This window comes from Blastococcus sp. SYSU DS1021, assembly GCF_054050995.1.
The window spans coordinates 36,186-58,512 of record NZ_JBJHAL010000003.1 but is presented as its reverse complement, the minus strand read 5'-3'; the positions used below and the strand labels follow the sequence as shown (position 1 = coordinate 58,512).

The 22,327-nt window shown below is 70.8% G+C and carries 21 protein-coding genes; 16 read left to right on the top strand and 5 right to left on the bottom strand.

Going from position 1 to position 22,327, the window contains the following annotated elements; translation table 11 throughout:
• Positions 1–11 precede the first annotated feature (11 nt).
• Positions 12–1,787 carry a proteasome ATPase gene (arc, locus tag ACI8AP_RS03120; protein WP_456587869.1) on the top strand — a complete coding sequence of 592 codons (1,776 nt, stop codon included), beginning with the start codon at positions 12–14 and terminating at the stop codon, positions 1,785–1,787.
• 174 nt (positions 1,788–1,961) lie between these two features.
• Here arc and ACI8AP_RS03115 read toward each other — a convergent pair whose 3' ends face one another.
• The gene (locus ACI8AP_RS03115; protein ID WP_456587868.1) at positions 1,962–2,573 is read right to left on the bottom strand and encodes a transglycosylase family protein; all 612 of its coding nucleotides are present in this window, start codon (positions 2,571–2,573) and stop codon (positions 1,962–1,964) included.
• 293 nt (positions 2,574–2,866) lie between these two features.
• Here ACI8AP_RS03115 and dop point away from each other — a divergent pair, with 293 nt between their 5' ends.
• The 7 genes from dop (at position 2,867) to pafA (ending at position 8,998) form a co-directional block, all read left to right on the top strand.
• Positions 2,867–4,372 carry a depupylase/deamidase Dop gene (gene dop / locus ACI8AP_RS03110; protein ID WP_456587867.1) on the top strand — a complete coding sequence of 502 codons (1,506 nt, stop codon included), beginning with the start codon at positions 2,867–2,869 and terminating at the stop codon, positions 4,370–4,372.
• Positions 4,373–4,488: 116 nt separating this feature from the next.
• Positions 4,489–4,698 carry a ubiquitin-like protein Pup gene (locus ACI8AP_RS03105; RefSeq protein WP_456587866.1) on the top strand — a complete coding sequence of 70 codons (210 nt, stop codon included), beginning with the start codon at positions 4,489–4,491 and terminating at the stop codon, positions 4,696–4,698.
• A gap of 32 nt (positions 4,699–4,730) precedes the next feature.
• Positions 4,731–5,405, top strand: coding sequence for an endonuclease VII domain-containing protein (locus ACI8AP_RS03100; RefSeq protein WP_456587865.1), 675 nt, complete (start codon positions 4,731–4,733; stop codon positions 5,403–5,405).
• Positions 5,406–5,477: 72 nt separating this feature from the next.
• The gene (gene prcB, locus ACI8AP_RS03095) at positions 5,478–6,335 is read left to right on the top strand and encodes a proteasome subunit beta (RefSeq protein ID WP_456587864.1); all 858 of its coding nucleotides are present in this window, start codon (positions 5,478–5,480) and stop codon (positions 6,333–6,335) included.
• A 3-nt stretch (positions 6,336–6,338) separates the two neighbouring features.
• Positions 6,339–7,208, top strand: coding sequence for a proteasome subunit alpha (prcA, locus tag ACI8AP_RS03090; protein ID WP_456587863.1), 870 nt, complete (start codon positions 6,339–6,341; stop codon positions 7,206–7,208).
• Positions 7,209–7,236: 28 nt separating this feature from the next.
• Positions 7,237–7,584 (top strand): hypothetical protein, encoded by a 348-nt coding sequence (locus ACI8AP_RS03085; protein ID WP_456587862.1) that lies wholly within the window; start codon positions 7,237–7,239, stop codon positions 7,582–7,584.
• Between the two features lie 55 nt (positions 7,585–7,639).
• The gene (gene pafA, locus ACI8AP_RS03080; RefSeq protein WP_456587861.1) at positions 7,640–8,998 is read left to right on the top strand and encodes a Pup--protein ligase; all 1,359 of its coding nucleotides are present in this window, start codon (positions 7,640–7,642) and stop codon (positions 8,996–8,998) included.
• Between the two features lie 78 nt (positions 8,999–9,076).
• Here the strand turns inward: pafA and ACI8AP_RS03075 are convergent, their stop codons facing one another.
• The gene (locus ACI8AP_RS03075) at positions 9,077–10,228 is read right to left on the bottom strand and encodes a DUF3866 family protein (protein ID WP_456587860.1); all 1,152 of its coding nucleotides are present in this window, start codon (positions 10,226–10,228) and stop codon (positions 9,077–9,079) included.
• Positions 10,229–10,304: 76 nt separating this feature from the next.
• On the opposite strand from ACI8AP_RS03075, the gene ACI8AP_RS03070 reads away from it, so the two are divergent.
• The 5 genes from ACI8AP_RS03070 (at position 10,305) to tatC (ending at position 13,875) form a co-directional block, all read left to right on the top strand.
• Positions 10,305–11,294, top strand: a complete 990-nt coding sequence (locus ACI8AP_RS03070) for a helix-turn-helix transcriptional regulator (RefSeq protein WP_456587859.1) — start codon at positions 10,305–10,307, stop codon at positions 11,292–11,294.
• Positions 11,291–12,274 carry a helix-turn-helix transcriptional regulator gene (locus ACI8AP_RS03065; RefSeq protein WP_456587858.1) on the top strand — a complete coding sequence of 328 codons (984 nt, stop codon included), beginning with the start codon at positions 11,291–11,293 and terminating at the stop codon, positions 12,272–12,274. Before ACI8AP_RS03070 ends, ACI8AP_RS03065 begins: the two co-directional genes overlap by 4 nt.
• Before the next feature lie 9 nt (positions 12,275–12,283).
• The gene (locus tag ACI8AP_RS03060) at positions 12,284–12,490 is read left to right on the top strand and encodes a hypothetical protein (protein WP_456587857.1); all 207 of its coding nucleotides are present in this window, start codon (positions 12,284–12,286) and stop codon (positions 12,488–12,490) included.
• A 112-nt stretch (positions 12,491–12,602) separates the two neighbouring features.
• Entirely contained in the window at positions 12,603–12,935 is a 333-nt protein-coding gene (gene tatA / locus ACI8AP_RS03055) for a Sec-independent protein translocase subunit TatA (RefSeq protein ID WP_456587856.1), read from the top strand.
• Positions 12,936–13,023: 88 nt separating this feature from the next.
• Entirely contained in the window at positions 13,024–13,875 is an 852-nt protein-coding gene (tatC, locus tag ACI8AP_RS03050) for a twin-arginine translocase subunit TatC (protein ID WP_456587855.1), read from the top strand.
• A 589-nt stretch (positions 13,876–14,464) separates the two neighbouring features.
• On the opposite strand, the gene ACI8AP_RS03045 is transcribed toward tatC, so the two are convergent.
• The 3 genes from ACI8AP_RS03045 to ACI8AP_RS03035 form a co-directional block, all read right to left on the bottom strand.
• Complete coding sequence (locus tag ACI8AP_RS03045; RefSeq protein WP_456587854.1) at positions 14,465–16,108, bottom strand: thiamine pyrophosphate-binding protein; 1,644 nt, start codon at positions 16,106–16,108, stop codon at positions 14,465–14,467.
• Positions 16,105–17,568, bottom strand: coding sequence for an aldehyde dehydrogenase family protein (locus ACI8AP_RS03040; RefSeq protein ID WP_456587853.1), 1,464 nt, complete (start codon positions 17,566–17,568; stop codon positions 16,105–16,107). Before ACI8AP_RS03040 ends, ACI8AP_RS03045 begins: the two co-directional genes overlap by 4 nt.
• Before the next feature lie 141 nt (positions 17,569–17,709).
• Entirely contained in the window at positions 17,710–18,969 is a 1,260-nt protein-coding gene (locus ACI8AP_RS03035) for a PucR family transcriptional regulator (protein WP_456587852.1), read from the bottom strand.
• Between the two features lie 295 nt (positions 18,970–19,264).
• On the opposite strand from ACI8AP_RS03035, the gene ACI8AP_RS03030 reads away from it, so the two are divergent.
• The 3 genes from ACI8AP_RS03030 to ACI8AP_RS03020 are packed head-to-tail and all read left to right on the top strand — an operon-like array spanning position 19,265 to position 22,301.
• The gene (locus ACI8AP_RS03030; RefSeq protein ID WP_456587851.1) at positions 19,265–20,203 is read left to right on the top strand and encodes an ABC transporter permease; all 939 of its coding nucleotides are present in this window, start codon (positions 19,265–19,267) and stop codon (positions 20,201–20,203) included.
• Positions 20,200–21,099: an ABC transporter permease gene (locus ACI8AP_RS03025; RefSeq protein WP_456587850.1), complete on the top strand. Its 900-nt coding sequence runs from the start codon at positions 20,200–20,202 to the stop codon at positions 21,097–21,099. Before ACI8AP_RS03030 ends, ACI8AP_RS03025 begins: the two co-directional genes overlap by 4 nt.
• A 50-nt stretch (positions 21,100–21,149) precedes the next feature.
• The gene (locus ACI8AP_RS03020) at positions 21,150–22,301 is read left to right on the top strand and encodes an ABC transporter ATP-binding protein (RefSeq protein ID WP_456587849.1); all 1,152 of its coding nucleotides are present in this window, start codon (positions 21,150–21,152) and stop codon (positions 22,299–22,301) included.
• Positions 22,302–22,327: the final 26 nt, after the last annotated feature.

Here is a 22,327-nt window from a genome sequence, read left to right as displayed (position 1 = left end):
GGAGGTGCGTGATGGGCCTGGGTCCTGACGAGATGAAGGCGCGGCGTGAGCGTGACGTCGCCTCGCTGCTCAGCCAGATCTCCTACCTCGAGGAGGAGATCAGCCTGCTCCGCCGCAAGGTGGCAGACAGCCCGCGCCAGGTGCGCGCGCTGGAGGAGCGGATAGCGGAGGCGGAGGGCCGGGCCGCCTTCCTCTCCGAGCGCAACGACAAGCTGGCCGGCACGCTGCGCGACGCGCGGGAGCAGCTGGTCACGCTCAAGGAGGAGGTCGACCGGCTCGGGCAGCCACCCTCGGGCTACGGCATCTTCCTGACCCGGTTCGACGACGGGACCGTCGACGTGTTCACCGGCGGCCGCAAGCTGCGGGTGTCGGTCTCGCCGAACGTCGAGGTGGACACCCTGCGCCCCGGCCAGGAGGTCATGCTCAACGAGGCGATGAACGTCGTGGAGGCGCGGGACTTCGAGCGCCAGGGCGACGTCGTCATGCTCAAGGAGCTGCTGGAGCCCGTCGACGGCGTCACCCCACGGGCGCTGGTCATCGGGCACACCGACGAGGAGCGCGTCGTCTACCTGGCCGACTCGCTCACCGGCCAGCCGCTGCGGGTCGGCGACTCGCTGCTGCTGGAGAGCCGGTCGGGCTACGTCTACGAGCGGATCCCCAAGAGCGAGGTCGAGGAGCTCGTCCTCGAAGAGGTCCCCGACATCGACTACACCGACATCGGCGGGCTGTCCCGGCAGATCGAGCAGATCCGCGACGCCGTCGAGCTGCCGTTCCTGCACGCCGATCTCTTCCGCGAGTACCAGCTGCGCCCGCCCAAGGGCATCCTGCTGTACGGCCCGCCCGGCTGCGGCAAGACGCTGATCGCCAAGGCCGTGGCCAACTCGCTGGCGAAGAAGGTCGCCGCCGTCCGTGGCGAGGGCGTCCACCAGGCGAAGTCCTACTTCCTCAACATCAAGGGCCCCGAGCTGCTCAACAAGTACGTCGGGGAGACCGAGCGGCACATCCGGCTGGTGTTCCAGCGCGCGCGGGAGAAGGCCAGCGAAGGCACGCCGGTCATCGTGTTCTTCGACGAGATGGACTCGATCTTCCGCACCCGCGGCTCGGGGGTCTCCTCCGACGTCGAGTCGACGATCGTCCCGCAGCTGCTCAGCGAGATCGACGGCGTCGAGGGCCTGGAGAACGTCATTGTCATCGGCGCCTCGAACCGCGAGGACATGATCGACCCGGCGATCCTGCGGCCCGGCCGGCTCGACGTGAAGATCAAGATCGAGCGGCCCGACGCCGAGGCCGCGCGCGACATCTTCAGCAAGTACCTGGTGCCCGACCTGCCGCTGCACCCCGACGACCTCGCCGAGCACGGTGGCAACCGCGAGGCGACGATCGCCGCGATGATCCAGCGCACCGTCGAGCGCATGTACACCGAGAGCGAGGAGAACCGCTTCCTCGAGGTCACCTACGCCAACGGTGACAAGGAGGTCCTCTACTTCAAGGACTTCAACTCCGGCGCCATGCTGCAGAACATCGTCGACCGCGCGAAGAAGATGGCGATCAAGGAGCGGCTGGAGACCGGGACCGGGGGCCTGCGGGTCGGCCACCTGATGCAGGCGTGCCTCGACGAGTTCAAGGAGAACGAGGACCTGCCCAACACGACCAACCCCGACGACTGGGCGCGGATCTCGGGCAAGAAGGGCGAGCGGATCGTCTACATCCGCACGCTCATCAGCGGCAAGGGGAACGAGGCCGGGCGCGCCATCGACACGGCGACCAACACCGGCCAGTACCTCTAGGCACGACGACGGACGGCCCGGCCACCACGCGGTGGCCGGGCCGTCCGGCTGCCCGTGGCTCCCTGATGATCAGGTCACCTGATCATCAGGGGTCCTGGCTCACGATCGGTCGTGAGCCAGGACCCCCTGTGCTGAGCCAGGACGGCGGCGAGCCGGAGCCGCTCGTCCGCGGGGTCAGCCCAGGCGGAGGACCTGGCCGGGGTGGATGAGGCCCGGGTCGGCGCCGATGACGTCGCGGTTGGCCTCGTACAGGGTCTGCCACTGCAGCCCGTTGGCCGATGCGATCCCCGACAGCGTGTCACCTGCCTGGACCGTGTACTGCTGCCCGGCGTCGGCCGGCGCGGGCGCCGGTGCCTCGGCCGTGGGGGCCGGGGCGGCTGCCGGAGGCGTGGCGCTGCCGGCCTTGTCCGCCTCGGTCAGGCCCAGCTTCGCCGAGCAGGCCGGCCAGGCGCCCCAGCCCTGGACCGCAAGGGTCTTCTCGGCGATCGCGATCTGCTGCTCGCGGGTGGCGAGGTCGGCCCGCGGGGCGTACTCGGTGCCGCCGAACCCCTCCCAGGTGGGCTGGTAGAACTGCAGGCCGCCGTAGTAGCCGTTCCCGGTGTTGATGGACCAGTTGCCGCTGCTCTCGCACTGCGCGAGGCGGTCCCAGGTCTCGTCGTCGGCGGCAGCAGCGGTGCCCGTGCCCAGGAACGGCGCCAGGAGCAGGGCGCCGGTGGCGGCGAGGCCAGCGGTGCGCCGCCGGAAGACGCGGGTGGACGGGCCGGAGGTGGTGCTCGGGTTCGTCATGATCCTCTCGAACGGCGGTCGCCCACGCGGCCGGCCCACCGAACGGGGGCAGCACGCTCCACCCACGGAGCCGGATCGACGGAGAAGGACCACTGCCGCTGGGCGGAGAGGGCGCGCGGCGCGTCCGAAAGATGCGGGGTACCGGCTCGACGGCCGTGGCCCGCGTTCGTCCCGATGACCGCGCTGGTGCGGCCGGGGCACCACCGAGGCTACGGAACCGATCCGGTATGTGCCAGGTCCGCGGCTCGATGCCGGCACCGGTCCCCGGAGCGGCCTCGGCCTAGGGTTGGGCCATGAGCGTGCGGCGGGTCATGGGCACCGAGGTCGAGTACGGCATCTCGGTGCCGCGGCAGCCGGGGGCGAACCCGACCACGCTGTCGAGCCTCGTCGTGAACGCGTGGGCGGTGGCCGATGCGCCGACGCCCCGCCGTCCCCGGTGGGACTTCGAGGAGGAGTCACCGCTGCGCGACGCCCGGGGCTTCGACCTGACCCCGGCCCAGGCCCTGGACCACAACGACCTCGACGAGGACTCCGGGATGGCCAACGTCATCCTGACCAACGGCGCGCGCCTCTACGTCGACCACGCGCACCCGGAGTACTCGACGCCGGAGGTCACCACCCCGCGCGACATCGTCCTGTGGGACAAGGCAGGGGAGCGGGTCATGGCTGAGGCCGCCCGCCGCGCAGTGCAGATCCCCGGCACGCACCCGATCCAGCTCTACAAGAACAACACCGACGGCAAGGGCGCGTCCTACGGCGCGCACGAGAACTACCTGATGGACCGGCGGACGCCGTTCATCGACATCATCCGCGGGCTGGTGCCGTTCTTCGTCACCCGGCAGGTGTTCGCCGGCTCCGGCAAGGTCGGCATCGGGACGGAGAGCCGGACGCCGGGGTTCCAGCTCTCGCAGCGCGCCGACTTCTTCGAGGTCGAGGTGGGTCTGGAGACGACCCTGAAGCGGCCGATCATCAACACGCGCGACGAGCCGCACGCCAACCCCGACGAGTACCGCCGGCTGCACGTGATCATCGGCGACGCGAACCTGGCGGAGCTGTCCACCTACCTCAAGGTCGGGACGACGGCGCTGGTGCTGGCCATGATCGAGGCGCGGGCCCTGCCCTCCGACCTCGCGATCGAGGAGCCGGTGGCCGAGCTGCAGGCGGTCAGCCACGACCCTTCGCTCACCCACCGGGTCCGGCTCCGCGACGGACGGCAGCTGACCGCGATCGAGGTGCAGCGGCTCTACCTGGAGGCGGCCGAGCGCTTCGTGGCGACCCGCGGGGAGGCCGACGAGCAGACCACCGACGTGCTGCACCGATGGGCGGCGGTCCTCGACGACCTGGCGGCCGACCCGATGCGCCTCGCCGACCAGCTGGACTGGCCGGCGAAGCTGCGGCTGCTCGAGGGGTACCGCTCCCGCGACGGCCTGGACTGGAACGACTCGCGGCTGCAGCTGGTCGACCTGCAGTACTCCGACGTCCGGCCGGACAAGGGGCTCTACAACCGGCTGGTCGCCCGCGGGGCCATGCAGCGGCTGCTCACCGACGACGAGGTGACGCGCGCGATGGTGACCCCACCGGCAGACACCCGGGCGTTCTTCCGCGGCGAGTGCCTGCGCCGCTTCCCGACGCAGATCGCCGCCGCCTCCTGGGACTCGGTGGTCTTCGACCTGGGCCGGGAGAACCTGGTGCGCATCCCGACGCTCGAGCCGTTGCGGGGCACCCGGGAGCACGTCGGCGCGCTCTTCGAGGCCTCCGCGACGGCCCAGGAGCTCGTCGACACGATCACCGGCCCCTGACCGGCCGTCCTCACCGATGGGCGGTCTCCACCACCCCCGGCCGACGGACGCCGGATGTCGGCTCCTGCGGGTACTTTCCTGACCAGCACCAGCCACGAGAAGGACCGGAGGGCAGCATGGCCACCAGGGACACCGGCGGGCAGCAGAAGGCGACGCGGTCGCGCGAGGAGAACGAGGAGATCGAGGCGTCGGTCGACTCGGAGGTGGCCGAGCGCCACAAGGAGATGACCGAGGACGTCGATTCGTTGCTGGACGAGATCGACGACGTCCTCGAGGAGAACAGTGAGGACTTCGTGCGTGCGTACGTACAAAAAGGGGGCCAGTGACCAAGATCATCTTCTGGTGAAGAAGCTGATCGGTGGACACCAAGTTCTGTCGTGACTGCCGGGCGCACCGCCCCGTCTCCGACTTCAGCAAGAACAAGAGATCGCGTGACGGATTCGCCTTCTACTGCCGCACGCATCTCGCCGAACGAGCTGCCAAGAGCCGGGAAGCCCGCCGTCTCCAACCACGCAAGCACCGGCTGGCACCGAAGGGCCTCGACGTCCCGGAAGGCTCGAAGTGGTGTCCCGACTGCGGCGAGGTGAGGGCGTTCGAGCAGTTCCCGAAGACGCGCACGACCCGCTCCGGGCACGCCACCTACTGCCTCCCGTGCCACAACGCCCGCGGCCACGCCTCGCGTGCGAAAGCGGGCGGCGCACGCTCGTACCACCTCACACGGCGGTATGGCATCACGGCGGCCGAGGCGGATGTGATGCTCGAAGTACAGGGCGGGGTCTGCGCCATCTGCCGCACCGCGCCCGCCCAGCACGTCGACCACGACCACGCGACGGGCGCCGTCCGGGCGCTGTTGTGTTTCAACTGCAACGGCGGGCTCGGCCAGTTCAGGGACGATCCGGAGGTGTTGCGCGCGGCCGCGGACTACGTCCGCTTCCACACCCTGAGCCAGCGCATCACGGCCATGTTCTCGGCTGCCGGCCTCGGCCCGGTCCGAGCCATCCGGGTGGAGCGACCGCCGGTAGGGTCGCCCTGACGCCGAGGAGCACGAAGCTCCCGGCGGAGCAACGGGTGGACGCCGGCGCATGCAGGCGGGAGAGGCGGATGGGTGAACGAGTCGTCAGCTGGCCGGAGCGGGTTCCCGCCCGCGTACCTGGACCGGGTGGGTTCCTCGTTCACCGACTTCCTCGGGTCCACCGCGCCCGACCTGCTGCCCGGTCGGCGCCCGGTCCCGCAGCTGCCCGTGGGTGACATCGCCCCGCACGGCACCACGATCGTCGCCGCGACCTACGCCGGCGGCGTGCTCATGGGTGGCGACCGACGCGCCACCATGGGGAACCTGATCTCCAGCCGCGACATCGAGAAGGTCTACCCGGCCGACTCCTACAGCGTCATCGGCATCGCCGGCGCCGCGGGCATCGCCATCGAGATGGTGAAGCTCTACCAGGTCGAGCTCGAGCACTACGAGAAGATCGAGGGCCTCACGCTCTCCCTCGACGGCAAGGCCAACCGCCTGGCGCAGATGATCCGCGGGAACCTCGGCGCGGCGCTGCAGGGCCTGGCCGTCGTCCCGCTGTTCGCCGGCTTCGACCTCGACGCCGCCCCCGGCGAGCTCCCGGGCCGGATCTTCAGCTACGACGTCACCGGCGGGAACTACGAGGAGCGCGGCTACGCCACGGTCGGCTCCGGCTCGCTGTTCGCCCGGAACAGCCTCAAGAAGACGTGGCGGCAGGGCCTGGACGCCGCAGCCGCGACCCGCACCGTCGTCGAGGCCCTCTACGACGCGGCCGACGACGACTCGGCCACCGGCGGTCCCGACCCGGTCCGGCGGCTGTACCCGATCGTCTACCGGGTCGACGCCGAAGGCGCCGTCCGGCTCACCGACGCCGAGATCGCCGCCGTCGCCGACGCCATCGTGACCGAGCGCGCGGCCGCCGAGCGCCAGAATGCGGCCGGGGAGGCCTGAGCCATGACCATGCCCTACTACGCCTCCGCCGAGCAGGTCATGCGCGACCGCTCGGAGTACGCCCGCAAGGGCATCTCCCGCGGTCGCAGCGTCGCCGTCCTCACCTACGTCGACGGCGTGCTGCTCATCGCCGAGAACCCCAGCTCCACGCTGCACAAGATCGGCGAGATCTACGACCGCATCGGCTTCGCCGCGGTCGGCCGCTACAGCGAGTTCGAGAGCCTGCGCGTCGCCGGCGTCCGGCTGGCCGATGTCCGCGGCTACTCCTACAACCGCCGCGACGTCACCGGCCGGGTGATCGCCAACGCCTACGCGCAGACCCTCGGCGCCATCTTCACCGAGCAGATGAAGCCCTACGAGGTCGAGCTGTGCGTCGCCGAGGTGGGGGAGACCCCCGAGCGCGACCAGCTCTACCGGCTCACCTTCGACGGCTCGGTCGTCGACGAGCCCGACTTCGTGGTCATGGGCGGCCAGGCCGACGCCGTCACCGGGCACCTGCGCGACCACTTCCACGCCGGCATGGGGCTCGCCGACGCGCTCAAGGTCGGCGTCGACGCCCTCTCCGCGGTCAGCCCCGCCACCGCGGGGAGCGGTGACGGCGGTCCGTCGCGGCTGACCGCCCAGCAGCTGGAGGTCGCCGTCCTGGACAGGCGGCGCCCCAAGCGGGCGTTCCGCCGCGTCGTGGGCACCGCCCTGCACACCCTGCTCGGTGACGGCGAGACCGGTACCGAGGGGACGCAGCCGCCCACCTCCGCCCACGTGCCCAGCCACCCCGCCCCGGGCACGCCGGCCGGGCTCGGTGACCCCGCCGCTCCCGACACCGCCGGGGGCGCCACCGACAGCGGCGAGGGGCATCCGCAGTCGGGCGGATGACCCGCGCGTACGGGGTAGGGGAGCGGGCATGCCGGACTACGAACTCAACGACGACGCGCTCGCGCAGGCGAGGAAGCTCATCGACGACGGGAAGTACGACGACGAGACCGAATGGTCCGACGCCGCACCGTCCGCCGACGACGGCAATGCCGAGATCGACGCGCATGGCTGGGACGGCTACGCCGCCTGGCACCTCGCCGTCGATCCGGACGCCGGCGAGGAGACGAAGAAGCGCTACCACTTCCCGTACGGCGACTTCTCGAAGGTCAACCGGGCCGCGCTGATCCACGGCAAGCAGCGGGCGTCTCAGAACGGGCACGACGAGATCGAGCAGGCGTTCGACGACCTGCTGCAGCGGCTCGACGCGAAGCGGTAGCGCCCCGCCGGTCCGGCGGTGGGCCGGTGTCGCTTCCGGCGCCTAGGCTCGGAGCGTGGACCGACGGATCTTCGGCATCGAGACCGAGTACGGCGTCACGTGCACCTTCAAGGGGCAGCGCCGGCTGTCACCGGACGAGGTGGCCCGCTACCTGTTCCGACGGGTGGTCTCGTGGGGGCGCAGCTCCAACGTCTTCCTGCGCAACGGCTCCCGGCTCTACCTCGACGTCGGCAGCCACCCCGAGTACGCGACGGCCGAGTGCGACGACCTCTCCGAGCTCGTCGTCCACGACAAGGCCGGCGAGCGGATCCTGGAAGGCCTGCTGGTCGACGCCGAGCAGCGCCTGGCCGAGGAGGGCGTCACCGGCGACATCTACCTGTTCAAGAACAACACCGACTCGGCCGGCAACAGCTACGGCTGCCACGAGAACTACCTCGTCGGTCGGCACGGAGAGTTCGGCCGGCTGGCCGACGTCCTGATCCCGTTCCTCGTCAGCCGGCAGATCGTCGTCGGCGCCGGCAAGGTCCTGCAGACCCCGCGCGGCGCGCTGTACTGCGTCAGCCAGCGGGCGGAGCACATCTGGGAGGGCGTCTCCAGCGCCACCACGCGGTCCCGGCCGATCATCAACACCCGCGACGAGCCGCACGCCGACGCCGAGCGCTACCGGCGGCTGCACGTCATCGTCGGTGACTCGAACATGAGCGAGACGACGACGCTGCTCAAGGTCGCCATGACCGACCTCGTACTGCGCATGATCGAGGCGGGCACCCCGATCCGCGACATGACGCTGGAGAACCCGATCCGGGCGATCCGCGAGATCAGCCATGACATGACCGGCCGCCGGAAGGTGCGGCTGGCCGGCGGCCGCGAGATGTCGGCGCTGGAGATCCAGGCCGAGTACCACAGCCGCGCCACCGAGTTCGCCGACCGCGAGGGCTGCACCCCGGTGCACCGGCAGATGCTCGAACTGTGGGGGCGGGTGCTCAAGGCCGTCGACAGCGAGGACCTCAGCCTGATCGACCGCGAGATCGACTGGGCCATCAAGTACAACCTGCTGGAGCGCTACCGCGCCAAGCGCGACCTGCCGCTGTCCTCGCCGCGCATCGCGCAGATGGACCTGGCCTATCACGACATCAGCCGCACCCGGGGGCTGTACTACCTGCTCGAGCGCAACGGCCAGGTCGACCGGGTGGCGCACGAGCCGCGGGTCTTCGAGGCGAAGAACGTGCCCCCGCAGACCACCCGCGCCAAGCTGCGCGGCGAGTTCATCCGCAAGGCGCAGGAGAAGCGGCGCGACTTCACCGTCGACTGGGTGCACCTCAAGCTCAACGACCAGGCGCAGCGGACCGTGCTGTGCAAGGACCCGTTCAAGTCCGTCGACGAGCGCGTGGAGAAGCTCATCGCCAGCATGTGAGCTGCCGAGTCATGCGAACTCGTGGTCATCGGTCGCTGATGGCCCCGAGTTCGCATGACTCGCCGTTCCGGGACGGCGTCAGGCGTCGGGCGTGGAGACGGTCTCGGCCGAGCCCTCCGCATCTTCGGGCACCGGCACCTGGAGCGCCGCGTAGCGCCCGGCCGCCGCCGCGGCCAGGAAGTAGGCCCGCTCCTCGGGGTAGCCGCGGCCCATCGTGCGCAGCGGGACGGGTGAGAGCCCCAGCGCGGCGTCGAGCCCGTCGGTGTCCACCCAGACGACGGTGTTCCGCTCCGGCTGGCTCGCCAGGTCCTCGTCCACCTGACCGCCGAGCTCGGAGGAGAGCCCACGGGGCGCCACCAGGGTCACGCCGCCCAGCGCCACCCGCCCGAACGCGGTCAGCGAGTGGTGGGAGACGCCGCGGTGGCGCGGGCGCGGATCGGCGTCGGAGATGCGCAGGGCCCCGACCGGCAGGCCGCCCAGGACGCTGACGGCGTTGCACGCCTCGCCCGCGGCCACCCCGGAGAAGCCCCACGGCGTTCCCGTGCCCAGGTTGCCGGGCCCCTGCGTGACGACCGCCAGGTCGGCGTGCAGCACGTGCCTCGCCGCCAGCAGCCCGGTGTGGAGCGTGACCGCCTCCAGGTCACCGCCGTAGGCCTGACCGGCGGTCACCACGCCGGCCAGCGAGGGCTTGAGCGCGCCCACCGTGCGGGAGAACGCGGCGGGCAGCGCCCCGCCGTCGGTCATCACGTAGGCGACCTTGAGATCGGGGTCGGTCGCCAGCATCCCGATCAGGACCGCCGGCAGGGCCGAGTGCAGGTCGGCCACGACGACCGGCATCCCGCCGAGGTCGTCGGCGTCCGCGATCGTCGCGTGGTGCTCGGTTTCCTGCTCGTCGACGCCCTGCACCATCACCTGCAGCGGCGTGTACCGGGCCTTCACCAGGTGCCCGGGGCCCTCGGGGTCCGGGGGCAGCCGGTCGGGGACGGCCACCACCATCGCGTAGCCGCCGGTGCCCAGCTCCCGCGCCAGCGCGGTGGTGTTGAGCAGCACCTCGTCGCCCACCTCGGGGACGCCGACGAGGGAGGGGTAGGCCAGCGCCCGCAGCTCGCCGTCATCGGCCACCTCGACGGTCAGCTCCAGCGCGTCGCGCCAGGCCCGGCCGGTCGCGGTGACCCGGCCCCGCCGCCAGCGGATCCGGGATGCGGGCGCGGACGGGGGAGCACTGGTCATACCCGCAGGCTAACCAGCACGCCGCCGCGCGGCCGGGCGACGACGGCTCCCCGGCGGGCTGACTAGCCTGGGGGCCATGGCGGCCAAGCGGGCGGAGCGACTGGTCAACCTGGTCATCGCGCTGCTCAGCACCCGGCAGTACGTGACGGCGGCGCGCATCCGCGCCACCGTGCCGGGGTACGAGCCCGACGACGGCAGCGACCGGGCCGACGAGGCGTTCAAGCGCATGTTCGAGCGGGACAAGGCCGAGCTGCGCGAGATGGGCGTGCCCCTCGAGACCGGGCGCACCAGCGTCTTCGACACCGAGGACGGGTACCGCATCGCCCGCGCCGACTACGAGCTGCCCGAGATCCACCTCACCGGGGAGGAGGCAGCCGCCGTGGGCCTGGCACTGCGGCTGTGGGAGTCCGCGCAGCTGGCCGGCACCGCGCAGAGCGCCCTGGTGAAGCTCAAGGCCGCCGGGGTCGACGTCGACTCGTCCCGGGCGCTGCCGATCAAGCCCCGCCTGGACCGGGGTGAGGCGGCGTTCGAGCCCTGCTACGCCGCGGCCCGCGACCGGCGCCGGCTGCAGTTCGACTACCGGCGCCCCGACGAGGACGCCGCGACCCGCCGGGACGTCCAGCCGTGGGGGGTGGTGGCCTGGCACGGGCGCTGGTACCTGGTCGGGCACGACCTGGACCGGCGGGCGCCGCGGGTGTTCCGGCTCTCCCGCGTCGTCGGCACGCCGAAGGCCGTGGGCCCGGTGGGGGCGTTCGAGCCGCCGCCCGACCTCGACCTGACCGCGGTCGTCGCCGGGCAGGTGCAGGGGGAGGAGTACCTCATCGTGGTGCGGGCGCGGCCGGGAACCGCCGTGGGGCTGCGCCGGCACGCCACCTCCCTCGGCCCGGCCGACGACGGCACCGGTGAGGTGGAGGACCGGCTGCAGCTGCGCACCACCGAGCCGTGGGCCCTGGCCGACCAGATCGCCGCCTACGGCGCCGACGTCGTGGTGGAGGCGCCGACCGACATGCGGGACGCCGTGATCGCCCGGTTGACCCGCCTGGCCGCGATGGGGACGCGCCCGTGAGCGCCGGGGGCGCGACCGACCGGATGACCCGGTTGCTGGCCCTGATCCCGTACCTCACCGCCCGTCCCGAGGGCGTGGCGCTCGCCGAGGCTGCCCGCGACTTCGGCGTCCCCGAGCGGCAGCTGCAGCGCGACCTGGAGCTGCTCTGGATGTGCGGGCTGCCCGGCTACGGTCCCGGCGACCTGATCGACGTCGCCTTCGAGGGGGACCGGGTCCGGGTCACGTTCAGCGCGGGGATGGTGCGGCCGCTGCGGCTGACCACCGACGAGGCGGTCGCGCTGGTCGTCGCGCTGCGCACGCTGCTGGAGCTGCCCGGCCTGGCCGAGCGCGACGCCGTGAGCCGGGCGCTGGCCAAGGTCTCGGCAGCCACTGGTGACGCGGCGGCCCGGATGGCGCCGCTGGCCGTGAGCGTCGACGCCCGGGAGGAGACCCTGGCGCTCGCCCGGCAGGCGCTGCAGGACCGGCGCGCGGTGCACCTGCACTACTACGTGCCGGCCCGCGACGAGCGCACCGAGCGCACCGTCGACCCGATGCAGCTGCTCTACGTCGACGGGCACTGGTACCTCGAGGCCTGGTGCCGTCGGGCCGAGGGCGTCCGGCTGTTCCGGCTCGACCGGGTGGACGAGGCCACGGTGCTGGACGAGCCCGCCGCCGCGCCGCCGCAGGCGACCAGCCGCAGCATCGACGACGGGCTCTACCAGCCCGGCCCCGACACCCCGGCCGTGCGCCTGCGGCTGGCCCGCAGCGCCCGGTGGGTCGCCGACTACTACCCGACCGAGGACGTGACGCCCGTCGACGACCCGCCCGGTGGGCTGGCCGTCACCGTGCGCACGGCGGACCTGGCCTGGGCGCGGCGGCTGGTCACGATCCTGGGCGGCAACGCGGTGGTGGAGGAGCCGGCCGAGATCGGCGCGCAGGTCGCCGCCGAGGCCCGGGCCGCCCTGGCCCGGTACGGGGTGGCGCCCGGCGGCGCGGGCTAGGGTTCGGCCGTGGTGTTCTGGATCGTGCTCGCCGTCGTGGTCGTCCTGGCGCTCGCCGTGCTCGGGGTGCTCGCCCACGGCGTGCTCGGCGCCTTCGGGCGGCTGGCCCGCGAGCTGACCGCGGCCGAGGCCGACATCGCGCCGGTACGGGCCGGGCTGCAGGAGTCCGCCGACCGCGCCGGCCGGCTACGCGACGCCCGGTCGTCCGCCGGCTGAACGGCCGGCGAACTCCGTCCCGAGCGGCGGTTCCTGTGCTCGTACCGGTCGGGAAACCGGTGCCCCGCGGCGTAGCATCACCCCAGTCACCACACCTTTCGGAGGACGCGCCATGGGGTCACTCGGCCCGCTGGAAATCGGCCTGATCATCCTGGCCATCCTGTTGCTCTTCGGCTACAAGAAGCTGCCCGACGCCTCGCGCTCGCTGGGTCGTTCGCTGCGCATCTTCAAGGGCGAGATGAAGGGCATGAAGGACGACGACGTCCGCACCCGCGACGCGGCGAAGACCACACCGGTCCGCGGCGAGATCGTCGCCCCCGCGTCCTCCGCGGCGGACGAGCGAAACGCGCAGCTGCAGGAGGAGGCGCGGCAGGCCGAGGCGCGTGCGGCGGAGCTGCGGGCGCAGGCCGACCAGGCCCGTGCCGCGGCCGACGGCCCCCGCTGACCGCTTCGCACCCGGGGGTACGGCGGTGAGCGAGGCGACCCGCGGCGCGCGTCGGCGTCGGCGGCGGCCACGCGATGCCCAGGCCACCATGAGCCTGATCGCCCACCTCACCGAGCTCCGCAACCGCATCGCCAAGTCCCTGCTGGCGCTCGCGCTCACCACGGTGCTCGCGTTCTGGTGGTACGAGCACGGGCTGGGCGAGTTCATCCGTGCCCCGTACTGCGGGCTGCCGGAGGACCTGCGCTATGCCGGGGACGACGCCGGTGGCTGCGGGCTGCTCGTGACCAACGTCTTCGGCGGTGTCTTCATCCGCCTGAAGGTGGCCTTCCTCGCCGGCGTGGTCCTCGCGGCGCCGGTGTGGCTCTACCAGCTGTGGGCCTTCATCACCCCCGGCCTCAAGCGCAACGAGAAGCGCTACGGCGTCGGCTTCGTCGCCGTCTCCACGCTGCTCTTCGTGCTCGGCGCCGTGCTGGCCTACGTGTCGCTGTCCGCAGGCCTGGAGCTGCTGCTGAGCCTCGCCGGCGACGGGGTCGTGGTGGCGCTGACCGCGCAGGACTACATCGGCTTCGTCCTGTCGCTGCTGGTGGCGTTCGGGGTGAGCTTCGAGGTTCCGCTGATCGCCATCGCGCTCAACCTGGTCGGCGTCGTGAGCTACGAGGCGCTGCGGGGGAGCCGCCGCTGGATCTTCTTCCTCACCGTCGTCTTCGCCGCGTTCGTGACGCCCACGCAGGACCCGTTCACCATGCTGCTCATGGCCGGGCCGATGATCGTGCTGTTCGAGCTGGCGATCCAGACCGCCCGCCTGGTCGACCGTCGCCGGGCCCGGCGCGCGGCCGCCGAGCACTTCCACGGGCTGGACGACGACGAGGCCTCCCCGCTGGACGCCAGCCCGTCACCGCTGGAGGAGCCGGTCGAACCCTCGCCGTCGGCCCGCGGCTGAGTCCGGTCTCCGGTCGCGGCAATGGCGCTCCGGCAACGGTATGAGCTCGAATCGTTGAAGCTCGCCCGCGTCGGGAGAAACGCTGTCCCGAGGCGCTTCCTCGACACGGAGCCCGTGTCCATGACCTGATCTTCCGCGTCCCCGACACCCTTGCCATCATCGACTCCGTCGAGGCTGCAGGTTTCTCCGTGCTCTGCAGCAGGGTGTCGAATCCCGACCGGCAGGAAACTCGCCTCCACCCCCGTGAGCCTTCGGCACGGTCGTCCAGCTCGCCAGCTTTCCAGGTCATCCGGCGTCGACCGCAGTCGAGGGTGGCGGGACGACGGCGTCACTGGACGTCGCGGACCTCGAGTGCCCTGCATAGAGCAGGGGATCGCCCTCCACAGCGCGGTAGTCGGCGGTCGTGTGACCGAAGGAGCGGGTACGGCCCCGGTCACCGGGCCTGCCAGGTCTCCCCGGAGGAGGCGTCCGCCGCCTCGTCCTCTCCGGCCCGTCCCCGAGGACGTCCGCGGCCTCGAAGCCGCGTTGGGGACCGAACTCGTCGGACGGCCCCGACGCCATTCCTCAGCTGAGCAGTTCCTGGCCATCCTCAGCTGAGCAGTTCCTGGCCACCGATTGGCACCTGCATCGGCGCCAGTGCCGTGAGGTCCACCTCGATCAGGTAGGGGCCGTCGGAGGCCACCGAGGTGGCGAAGGCGCGCTCGAAGCCGGCAACGTCTTTCACCGCCTCGCCTGGTACCCCCATCGCCTGCGCGAGGGCCACGAAGTCCGGCGTCGCAAGGTCGACGTCGTTCTGTGCGCCGTCGAACGTCGCTGCCTGGATGCCGCGCAGAATGCCGTAGCCCCGGTCGTTGAACACGCAGACGGTGAGCGGCACCTGGAACTGGGCGAGCGTGGCGAGTTCACCGATGGTGAGCATGATCCCGCCGTCGCCATGGATGACCACCGAGCGCTCCTGACGCCCCAGGGCCGCGCCCAGTCCGAGCGGAAGGCCGGGGCCGATCGCCGCGGACACAGGGTGCACAGAGGTCCTGGGCTCGAGGATAGGCAGGAGTCGGTCGCCCCAGTTGTAGGCGGGCACGGTCGCGTCACGCACCACTGCGCCGCCGCGAGGGAGCAGCCGGCGGATCACCTCGACGATCGCCCGGTGGTCGGGGCCAAGGGACGTCATCGCGGCTTCGCGGGCCTCATCGGCCCGACTGCGGCAGTTCGTCACCCAGTCAGGGTCCCTTGCGGGGAGCGAGGGCACCCGCTGGTCCAGCGCTCGAAGCGCTGCCTTCGCGTCGGCGACGACGCTCACCGACGGGCGATAGCTCCGGCCGATCACGGATGCGTCGGCATCGATGTGAATCAGTGACGGCGGCAGCTTCACGTTCCAGAAGCCGGTCGGGTACATCTGGAAGCGGGTCCCGACCGCCAGCACGACGTCGGCGGACTCGACGCAGTGCCGGACCGGATCGGAGGTGACCAGAGAGCCCAGGCAGAGCGGGTGGTCCTCCGGCAGAGCGCCGCGGCCCTGCGTCGACGTCACCACGGGGATCTGCAACCGCTCGACCATGTCCCGCAACTCGTCCCACGCTCCGGCGCTCAGCACGCCGCCGCCGGCCCACACCATCGGGCGCCTGGCCGAAGCAAGCAGTTCCGCGGCTTCGGCGATGCGGCCCTCTCGAGGCGCTGCCGGCCGTACCGGAGCTGCGACCGGTATCTCCACGTCGGTCAGGGCGTACTGCAGATCGACCGGGATCTCGACGGCGGTCGGCTGCGGGCGACCGGTGAGGGCCGCCCGTCCCGCCGTGACCACCGCTTCCCCGACGTCCTCCACGCGACGGACCGACCAAGTCTCCCGTGTCAGGGTGCGCAGCATCGGCAGCTGCTGCTCCGCCTCATGGAGGTACGCCCGGCCCTGGCCGTAGAAGCGGCTCTCTACCTGGCCGGTGATCATGAGCACTCTGGATGAGGCGAATCCCGCCTCGAACAGACCGCCCATGGAGTTGGCCGCGCCCGGGCCGGTCGACGTGAAGGCGACCCCCAGCCGCCCGGTCGCCCGCGAGTAGCCGTCGGCCGAGTGGACGGCTGACTGCTCGTGGCGAGCGTTGATCACCGTGACACCGCCGCGTCGCCGGATAGCGTCGAGGATGGGCAAGTTGTGCACGCTGGCGACGGCGAAGACGTGGTCGACGCCGAGCGCGACGAGTGCTTCGAGCACCACGTCCCCGCCGGTCCGCTTGCTCATGCAGGTGGCTCCGTTCCCTGAGAGGTGCCTTCGGACGTGTCGATGCGGTGCTGCACCGCCTTCAGTTCGGTGAACTCCGCGATGCCGTGAACCCCGAGTTCGCGCCCCCGCCCGGACTGGCGCCTGCCGCCGAAAGGGGCGAAAGGGTTGAACGGGGCGCCGTTGAGGTCGACGGTGCCGCTGTCGATGCGGCGAGCGACCGCGTGCGCGCGCTCCTCGTCGGCCGACCAGACCGTGGCGGCCAGTCCGTAGTCGGTATCATTGGCGATCTCGACAGCGTGGCTCTCGTCGACGTACGGGATGACCACGAGCACCGGACCGAAGATCTCTTCCCGTGCGACGGCGATCCGGTGATCGCTGACGCCGTAGAGCGTGGGCGGGACGAAGAAGCCTCGGTCCGGCAGGTCGCCATGCGGGTAGGACCACATGCTCCTGGCCCCGTCGATGGGGGCACGCTCAAGGTGCTCGTTCACCTTGTGACGCTGATTTGCGTTGGCCAGCGGGCCGACGTCGGACGAGGGGTCGCTCGCCGGCCCGACGCGGTAGCCGGCCATCGCTTCGACGGCCAGGTCCTCTACGTCGGGCATGGACTGGAAGGGCACGAGCAGGCGGGTCAGCGCGGTGCAGGTCTGACCGCTGTTGATCATCACGCTGTCCACGGTGTGCCTGACAGCGGCGGCGAGGTCCGCGTCCGGGAGGACGACGGCGGGGGACTTGCCGCCGAGCTCCAGCGAGACCCGCTTGATGGACGACGAGGCCACCTGGGAGACGCGCCGTCCGGCACGGGTGGAGCCGGTCAACGAGACATGCGCGACGCCCGGGTGGCGGACCAGGTACTCGCCGATGTCCGACCCCGTTCCCATGACAACGTTCAGGGCACCCGCCGGCCACCCAGCCGCCTCGACGGCCTCCGCCAGGAGGAACGCGTCCAGCGGGGCCACCTCGCTGGGCTTCAGCACGATCGGGCACCCGGCCGCCAACGCGGGCGCCAGCTTGCTGACGGTCTGCAGCAGCGGGTAGTTCCACGGGGTGATCGCCGCGACCACACCGACCGGATCGCGGTAGACGGTCGAGTGCCCGATCCGCTCGCTGAACTCCATCTCGGCCAGCGCGAGCACCGTGGCTCTCACCGTGTCCACCGCGCAGATCACCTGGTGGTCGACGCACTGCTTCAGGGGCATGCCCATCTCCTGCGAGATAGCCATGGCCAGTCGATCTGATCGACGCTCGAGTTCGGCGGCGAGTCGCTGCAGCAGGTCGGCGCGCTCGGCCACCGGCATGCGGCTGAGCACAGGCAACGCCGCCGTCGCGGCCGCGACGGCGGCATCGACGTCCTGGTCGCTGCTCTCCTGGATGGTGGCGATGCACGCCTCGGTACTCGGATCGAGGACGGTAATCAGCTCGGGGCCGGTCGCCCCGACCCACCGTCCTCCGATGAACGTGTCACCGCGGTTCTCCATGGTCGCGCTCTCCAACGTCTACGGACGATGGTGGAACGCTAGGCGCCCCGCAGCGGGGTCGTCTTCGGGCGCGAGACCAAAGAATGTGGTGCGGACCAGTGGCGCCGACACAGCGACGTGCCGGAATGCGGGGAGCTCACGTCAGACAGCAGCTACCGAGCGCACCTGTTCGGGAGCGTCCGACAGGAGTCGCGCACGGAGGTCCATGCGTCCTTCGTCCTGGTCCTTGCTCATCTCCACCACGTCGAGCGCCGTGAGCGCGACCATCAGTTCAGCGAGATCGACGATCCTGCGCATGTCCCGCCCGGTCATCGACGCGATCTGACGCAGGCGGTACGCCACGGTGTTGGGATGGATCTGGAGAATCTCCGCGGCGCGCTGCAGGGCCATGTCGCTGTCGATGTACGCACGGAGCGTCTCCAGCAGGTGGGGCTTGGCCGCGAGCATGGCCAGACGCGTGTTGATGATGCGGTGCGACACCCAGCGGTTGTGTGCCAGCAACACTTCCAGGATGACCTCGGTGCATTGGGTGACCCGACCCAGGTGTCCCCGGTACAGGGCGATCTCCAGGGCGGAGAGTGCCTGGCGGCAACTGCGACCGACGGTGGCGAGGGAATCCGAGGGCTCCCCGGTGGACACGTAGAGGGTGCGGTTGAGCTCCTCGTCGTGCAGCAGCTCGGTGAGCAGGTCGAGCAACCGGGGCCCGGTCCGCTCCACGGGGACGACGGCGAGAAGGAGACCGTTGCCCTCCCGCACGAGCATCTCGCGTCGGGAGTCGTAGCGGGCCAGCAGCGACGCGAACCGGCGTCGGACCCGGCCCCACTGCTTGGTGCTGGGGATCCCCTCGTGGCAGACCGCCACGGCCCGGAAGGGCTGGTGCGGCTGGATGTTCAGCACGCGGGCCTGGCTGTTGACGACGCTGGTCTCCACGGGCGCGCCCGAGACCAGGCAGCTGACCAGATCGGTGCCGACGCGTGAGTACCAGCCGGCCAGCTCGTCAGACGTCGACACGTAGGACTCGAGCTGGCGGTCGCAGAGCTGGTCGAACAGTCGGGCGAGGCGACCGAGGCCGACCCGCGCCACCTCCATGTCGACGGCACCTCGGAGGAAGTGGTCGCTGACGACCCGCTCGAGCGATCGCAGCCAGTCCACGGCCTCGCCCACGGGCCGGCCGTCCAACGCGAGACGGGCGCCACGTTCGTCGCGCTCGGGGCGATGACACGGTGGGTCTTCCCCACGTACTGCCGCCACGGCGAGGTCGACGATCTCGCGGGCGAAGTCGAAGGCGTCACGGCCGGCCGTCAGACCGCCCCCGTCGGCGTCCGACGAGGCGTATCGGCGCACGAACTCATTGGCGATGTCCGTAGCGGCCCGTCCGAGCAGCTTGCCGACGGCGTCCAAGTCGGGTATCGGGCTCATCCTCACAGCCTTCCGTGATGTGGATCACTGCGCGCTGACCGTAAGCGGTCAGCAGGGAAGCCTGCCAGTGACGCGGATCACGTTTCGACGATCATTTGCGTCGGCCGCCCGATGTGCCGCTGCCGCGTGAGGGTCTTGTGTCGCGAACACAGAGGGCGTTGGGGTTTTTTGCCCCGCCGCGCCCATGACGGTCGTCGGAGCCACCCCTTCTACTGCCTCATCACAGACACGGCTGCCGCCGCCGGTCGGTCCGGCGGCCGGTGGGAGCGATCCGGCTGTGCGCGACGACGAGCAGGAGGTGGAGCAGATGACCGCGACAGCGACCTCGACGGCGTCGCCCCCCGCGGTGAAGGCTCCGGAAGGGCCGGCACCGAGGGCGAGGTCCCGATGGAGATTGCGCCGTCCGAGCTTCGTCGGCCTGGTCCTGGGCGTGCCGGTGCTCTTTATGACCGTGATGTACGCCTATCCTGTCGCTGGCGTTCTCTCCCGCAGCGTCACCGATCCCGAGCTCGGATTCGGGAACTTCGTCGCGGCCTGGCAAGACCCGGTCCTGCTGAAGGTCCTGTGGATCACCGTGCGGCTCGCCCTCCAGGTCTCGCTCATCACGGTCGTCCTGGGTTTTCCGGTGGCCTACTTCATGGCGGTCATCCCACGCCGGCGCGCACGCATCATCGCGCTCTTCGTGATCATCCCCTTCTGGACCAGCGTCCTCGTGCGCAGTTTCGCCTGGATCGTCCTGCTGGGTGACGCAGGTGCGGTGTCCGACCTGCTGGCTCCCTTCACCGGCAGCTCAGGGGGCCTGCTCTACACCGAACCGGCCGTCGTCATCGCCATGGCGCACGTGCTGATGCCGTTCACCATTCTCATCATCAAGGGGACGCTGGATCAGATCGACGGCAGCCTGCTGCGCGCCGCGCGAACGCTCGGTGCAGGCCCGGTGCGCGCTTTCCTCAGGGTCTACCTGCCGCTGGCCGTACCGGCGATGGTGAGCAGCGGCATGCTCGTGTTCATCATGGCGCTCGGCTACTACATCACTCCGGCGCTGGTGGGCGGACCGGCCCAGACGACCATCGCGATGCTCATCGAGCAGAAGGTCAACGTCACCTTCGAGTGGGGCATGGCCGCGGCACTGTCGACCATCCTCCTCATCGTCTCGGTCGTGCTCTTCGCCCTCGTCCGCAAGGTGACCAAGGTCAAGGGAGTGGTGGCGCTATGAGCGGCATGAGCACGGCGGTTCCCGTCACGGTGCCGACGTCGTCGGAACTGACGAAGCGACCGAGGCGGCGCCGGGCCCACGACCGGCTTCCCGCGACGCCCACCGAGAAGGCCTTCCGCTGGGGGCTGCGCCTCCTGGTGCTACTGGTCCTCAGCTTCCTGGTCATCCCGATCCTCGTCGTGGTCGCCGTGTCGTTCAACAGCGTCAACTACCTGTCGTTCCCGCTCGAGGGCGTCTCGCTGCACGCCTACGACCGCTTCTTCTCCGACCGCAGCTGGGTGGCGGCCACCCTGCTCAGCGCGCGGATCGCGCTCCTCGCCGCCCTGATCGCCACGGTCGTCGGGACGATGGCGGCCTGGGCACTGGCCCGCAGCACGTCGCGCATCAAACCGATGGTGTACGGGCTCCTGTACTCCCCGGTGATCGTGCCGATCATCGTCCTGGCCATGGCCTACTACTTCTTCTTCGTCGACCTCCGGGCGATCGGGGTCTGGCCGATGGTCGCGGTCGCCTACGCGGTGATGGGCGTGCCGTTCGTGCTGGTCGCCGTGTCCAGCGCGCTGCAGCACTTCGACAAGGAACTCGAGAACGCTGCCCGGACGCTCGGCGCCGGACCGATCAGGACGTTGCGCTACGTCACGCTCCCACGGCTGGCCTCGGCGATCGCCGCCGGAGCGGTGTTCGCCTTCGTCGTGGCATTCGACGAAGCGGTGATCATCCTGTTCGTCTCGGGCAGCGGAGCGATCACGCTGCCGCGGAAGCTGTGGGACAGCGTCCGATACGACCTCGACCCGACCCTCGCGGTCGCCGGCACCGTCCTCATCGTCGTGTGCGTCGGCCTCTTCCTCCTGGCGGAGCTGCTCAACGCTCTGCGGGAGAAGCGAGGAAAGGCATGAGCAAGGCCCCTCACCCGGAAACCCTGCCGGCCGAAAGACCTGGAGCAGAGATGACGCGAACCCAGATGGCGGTGCAGCCGGACAGCGCTCCGGCGACCGAGAGGATAGGCGTGTACGACATGAGCGACCAGGTCGTGTTCCGCGACATCCACAAGTCGTTCGGCGGCGTGCCGGCCGTGGTCGACATGAACCTGTCAGTCAAGCGGGGAGAGTTCTTCACGCTGCTCGGCCCGAGCGGGTCGGGGAAGACCACGACCCTGCGCATGCTCGCCGGACTCGAGGGGCTGACCTCGGGGGAGATCCTGATCGACGGACGGGACGTCTCCCGCGAGGTCGCGGAGAAGCGCAACATCGGCCTGGTCTTCCAGAACTATGCGCTCTTCCCGCACATGACCGTCGCCGACAACGTCGCCTTCCCGCTGAAGATGCGCCGCTTCAAGAAGCCCGCGATCGCCGAGAAGGTGGCGCGGGTCCTGGCCATGACCCAGCTCGAGGAGTACAGCGGGCGCTATCCCCGCCAGCTCTCCGGCGGGCAGCAGCAGCGCGTGGCACTGGCGAGAGCGTTCGTCTTCGACCCCAGCATCCTGCTAATGGACGAGCCGCTCGGGGCGCTCGACCGCAACCTGCGCGACCACATGCGCCTCGAGCTCAAGGCCCTCCAGCAGCGCATCGGGGCGACCGTCCTCTACGTTACCCACGACCAGGACGAGGCCCTGGCCATGTCCGACCGCATCGGGGTCATGCACCGGGGGCTGCTCCAGCAGGTCGCCAGTCCCGAGGAGATGTACGAGCGGCCACGCAACTCCTTCGTCGCCAACTTCCTGGGCAACTCGGTCTGCCTCCCGGCCAAGCGCCGTGAACGCGGATCGCAGACGGTGGTCGATGTCGAGGGCCTCAGCGACCGCGTGCTCGTCCATGCGGGCGGCGACGTCTGCGACGAAGACTCGGGGATCTTCATGGTCCGCCCGGAGAAGCTGCGGATCGGTCCCGACGAGCCCTCGTCGCCCGCCCTGAACCGCTTCCAGGGCACGGTGGAGGCCACTGTCTACCTTGGTTCGGACGTGCAGGTCTACGTCCGCCACGACGCCGGTGCGCAGATCGAGGCGATGCTGCCCGCCTCCGTGGGCGCACCTCCGGCCGGCGCCCGGCAGTGGGTCAGCTGGGACCCCTCCGACACTCGCTTCCTGCCGGTCGTCGAGTGACGGCCTTCTTCGACCAGATCCGCTGC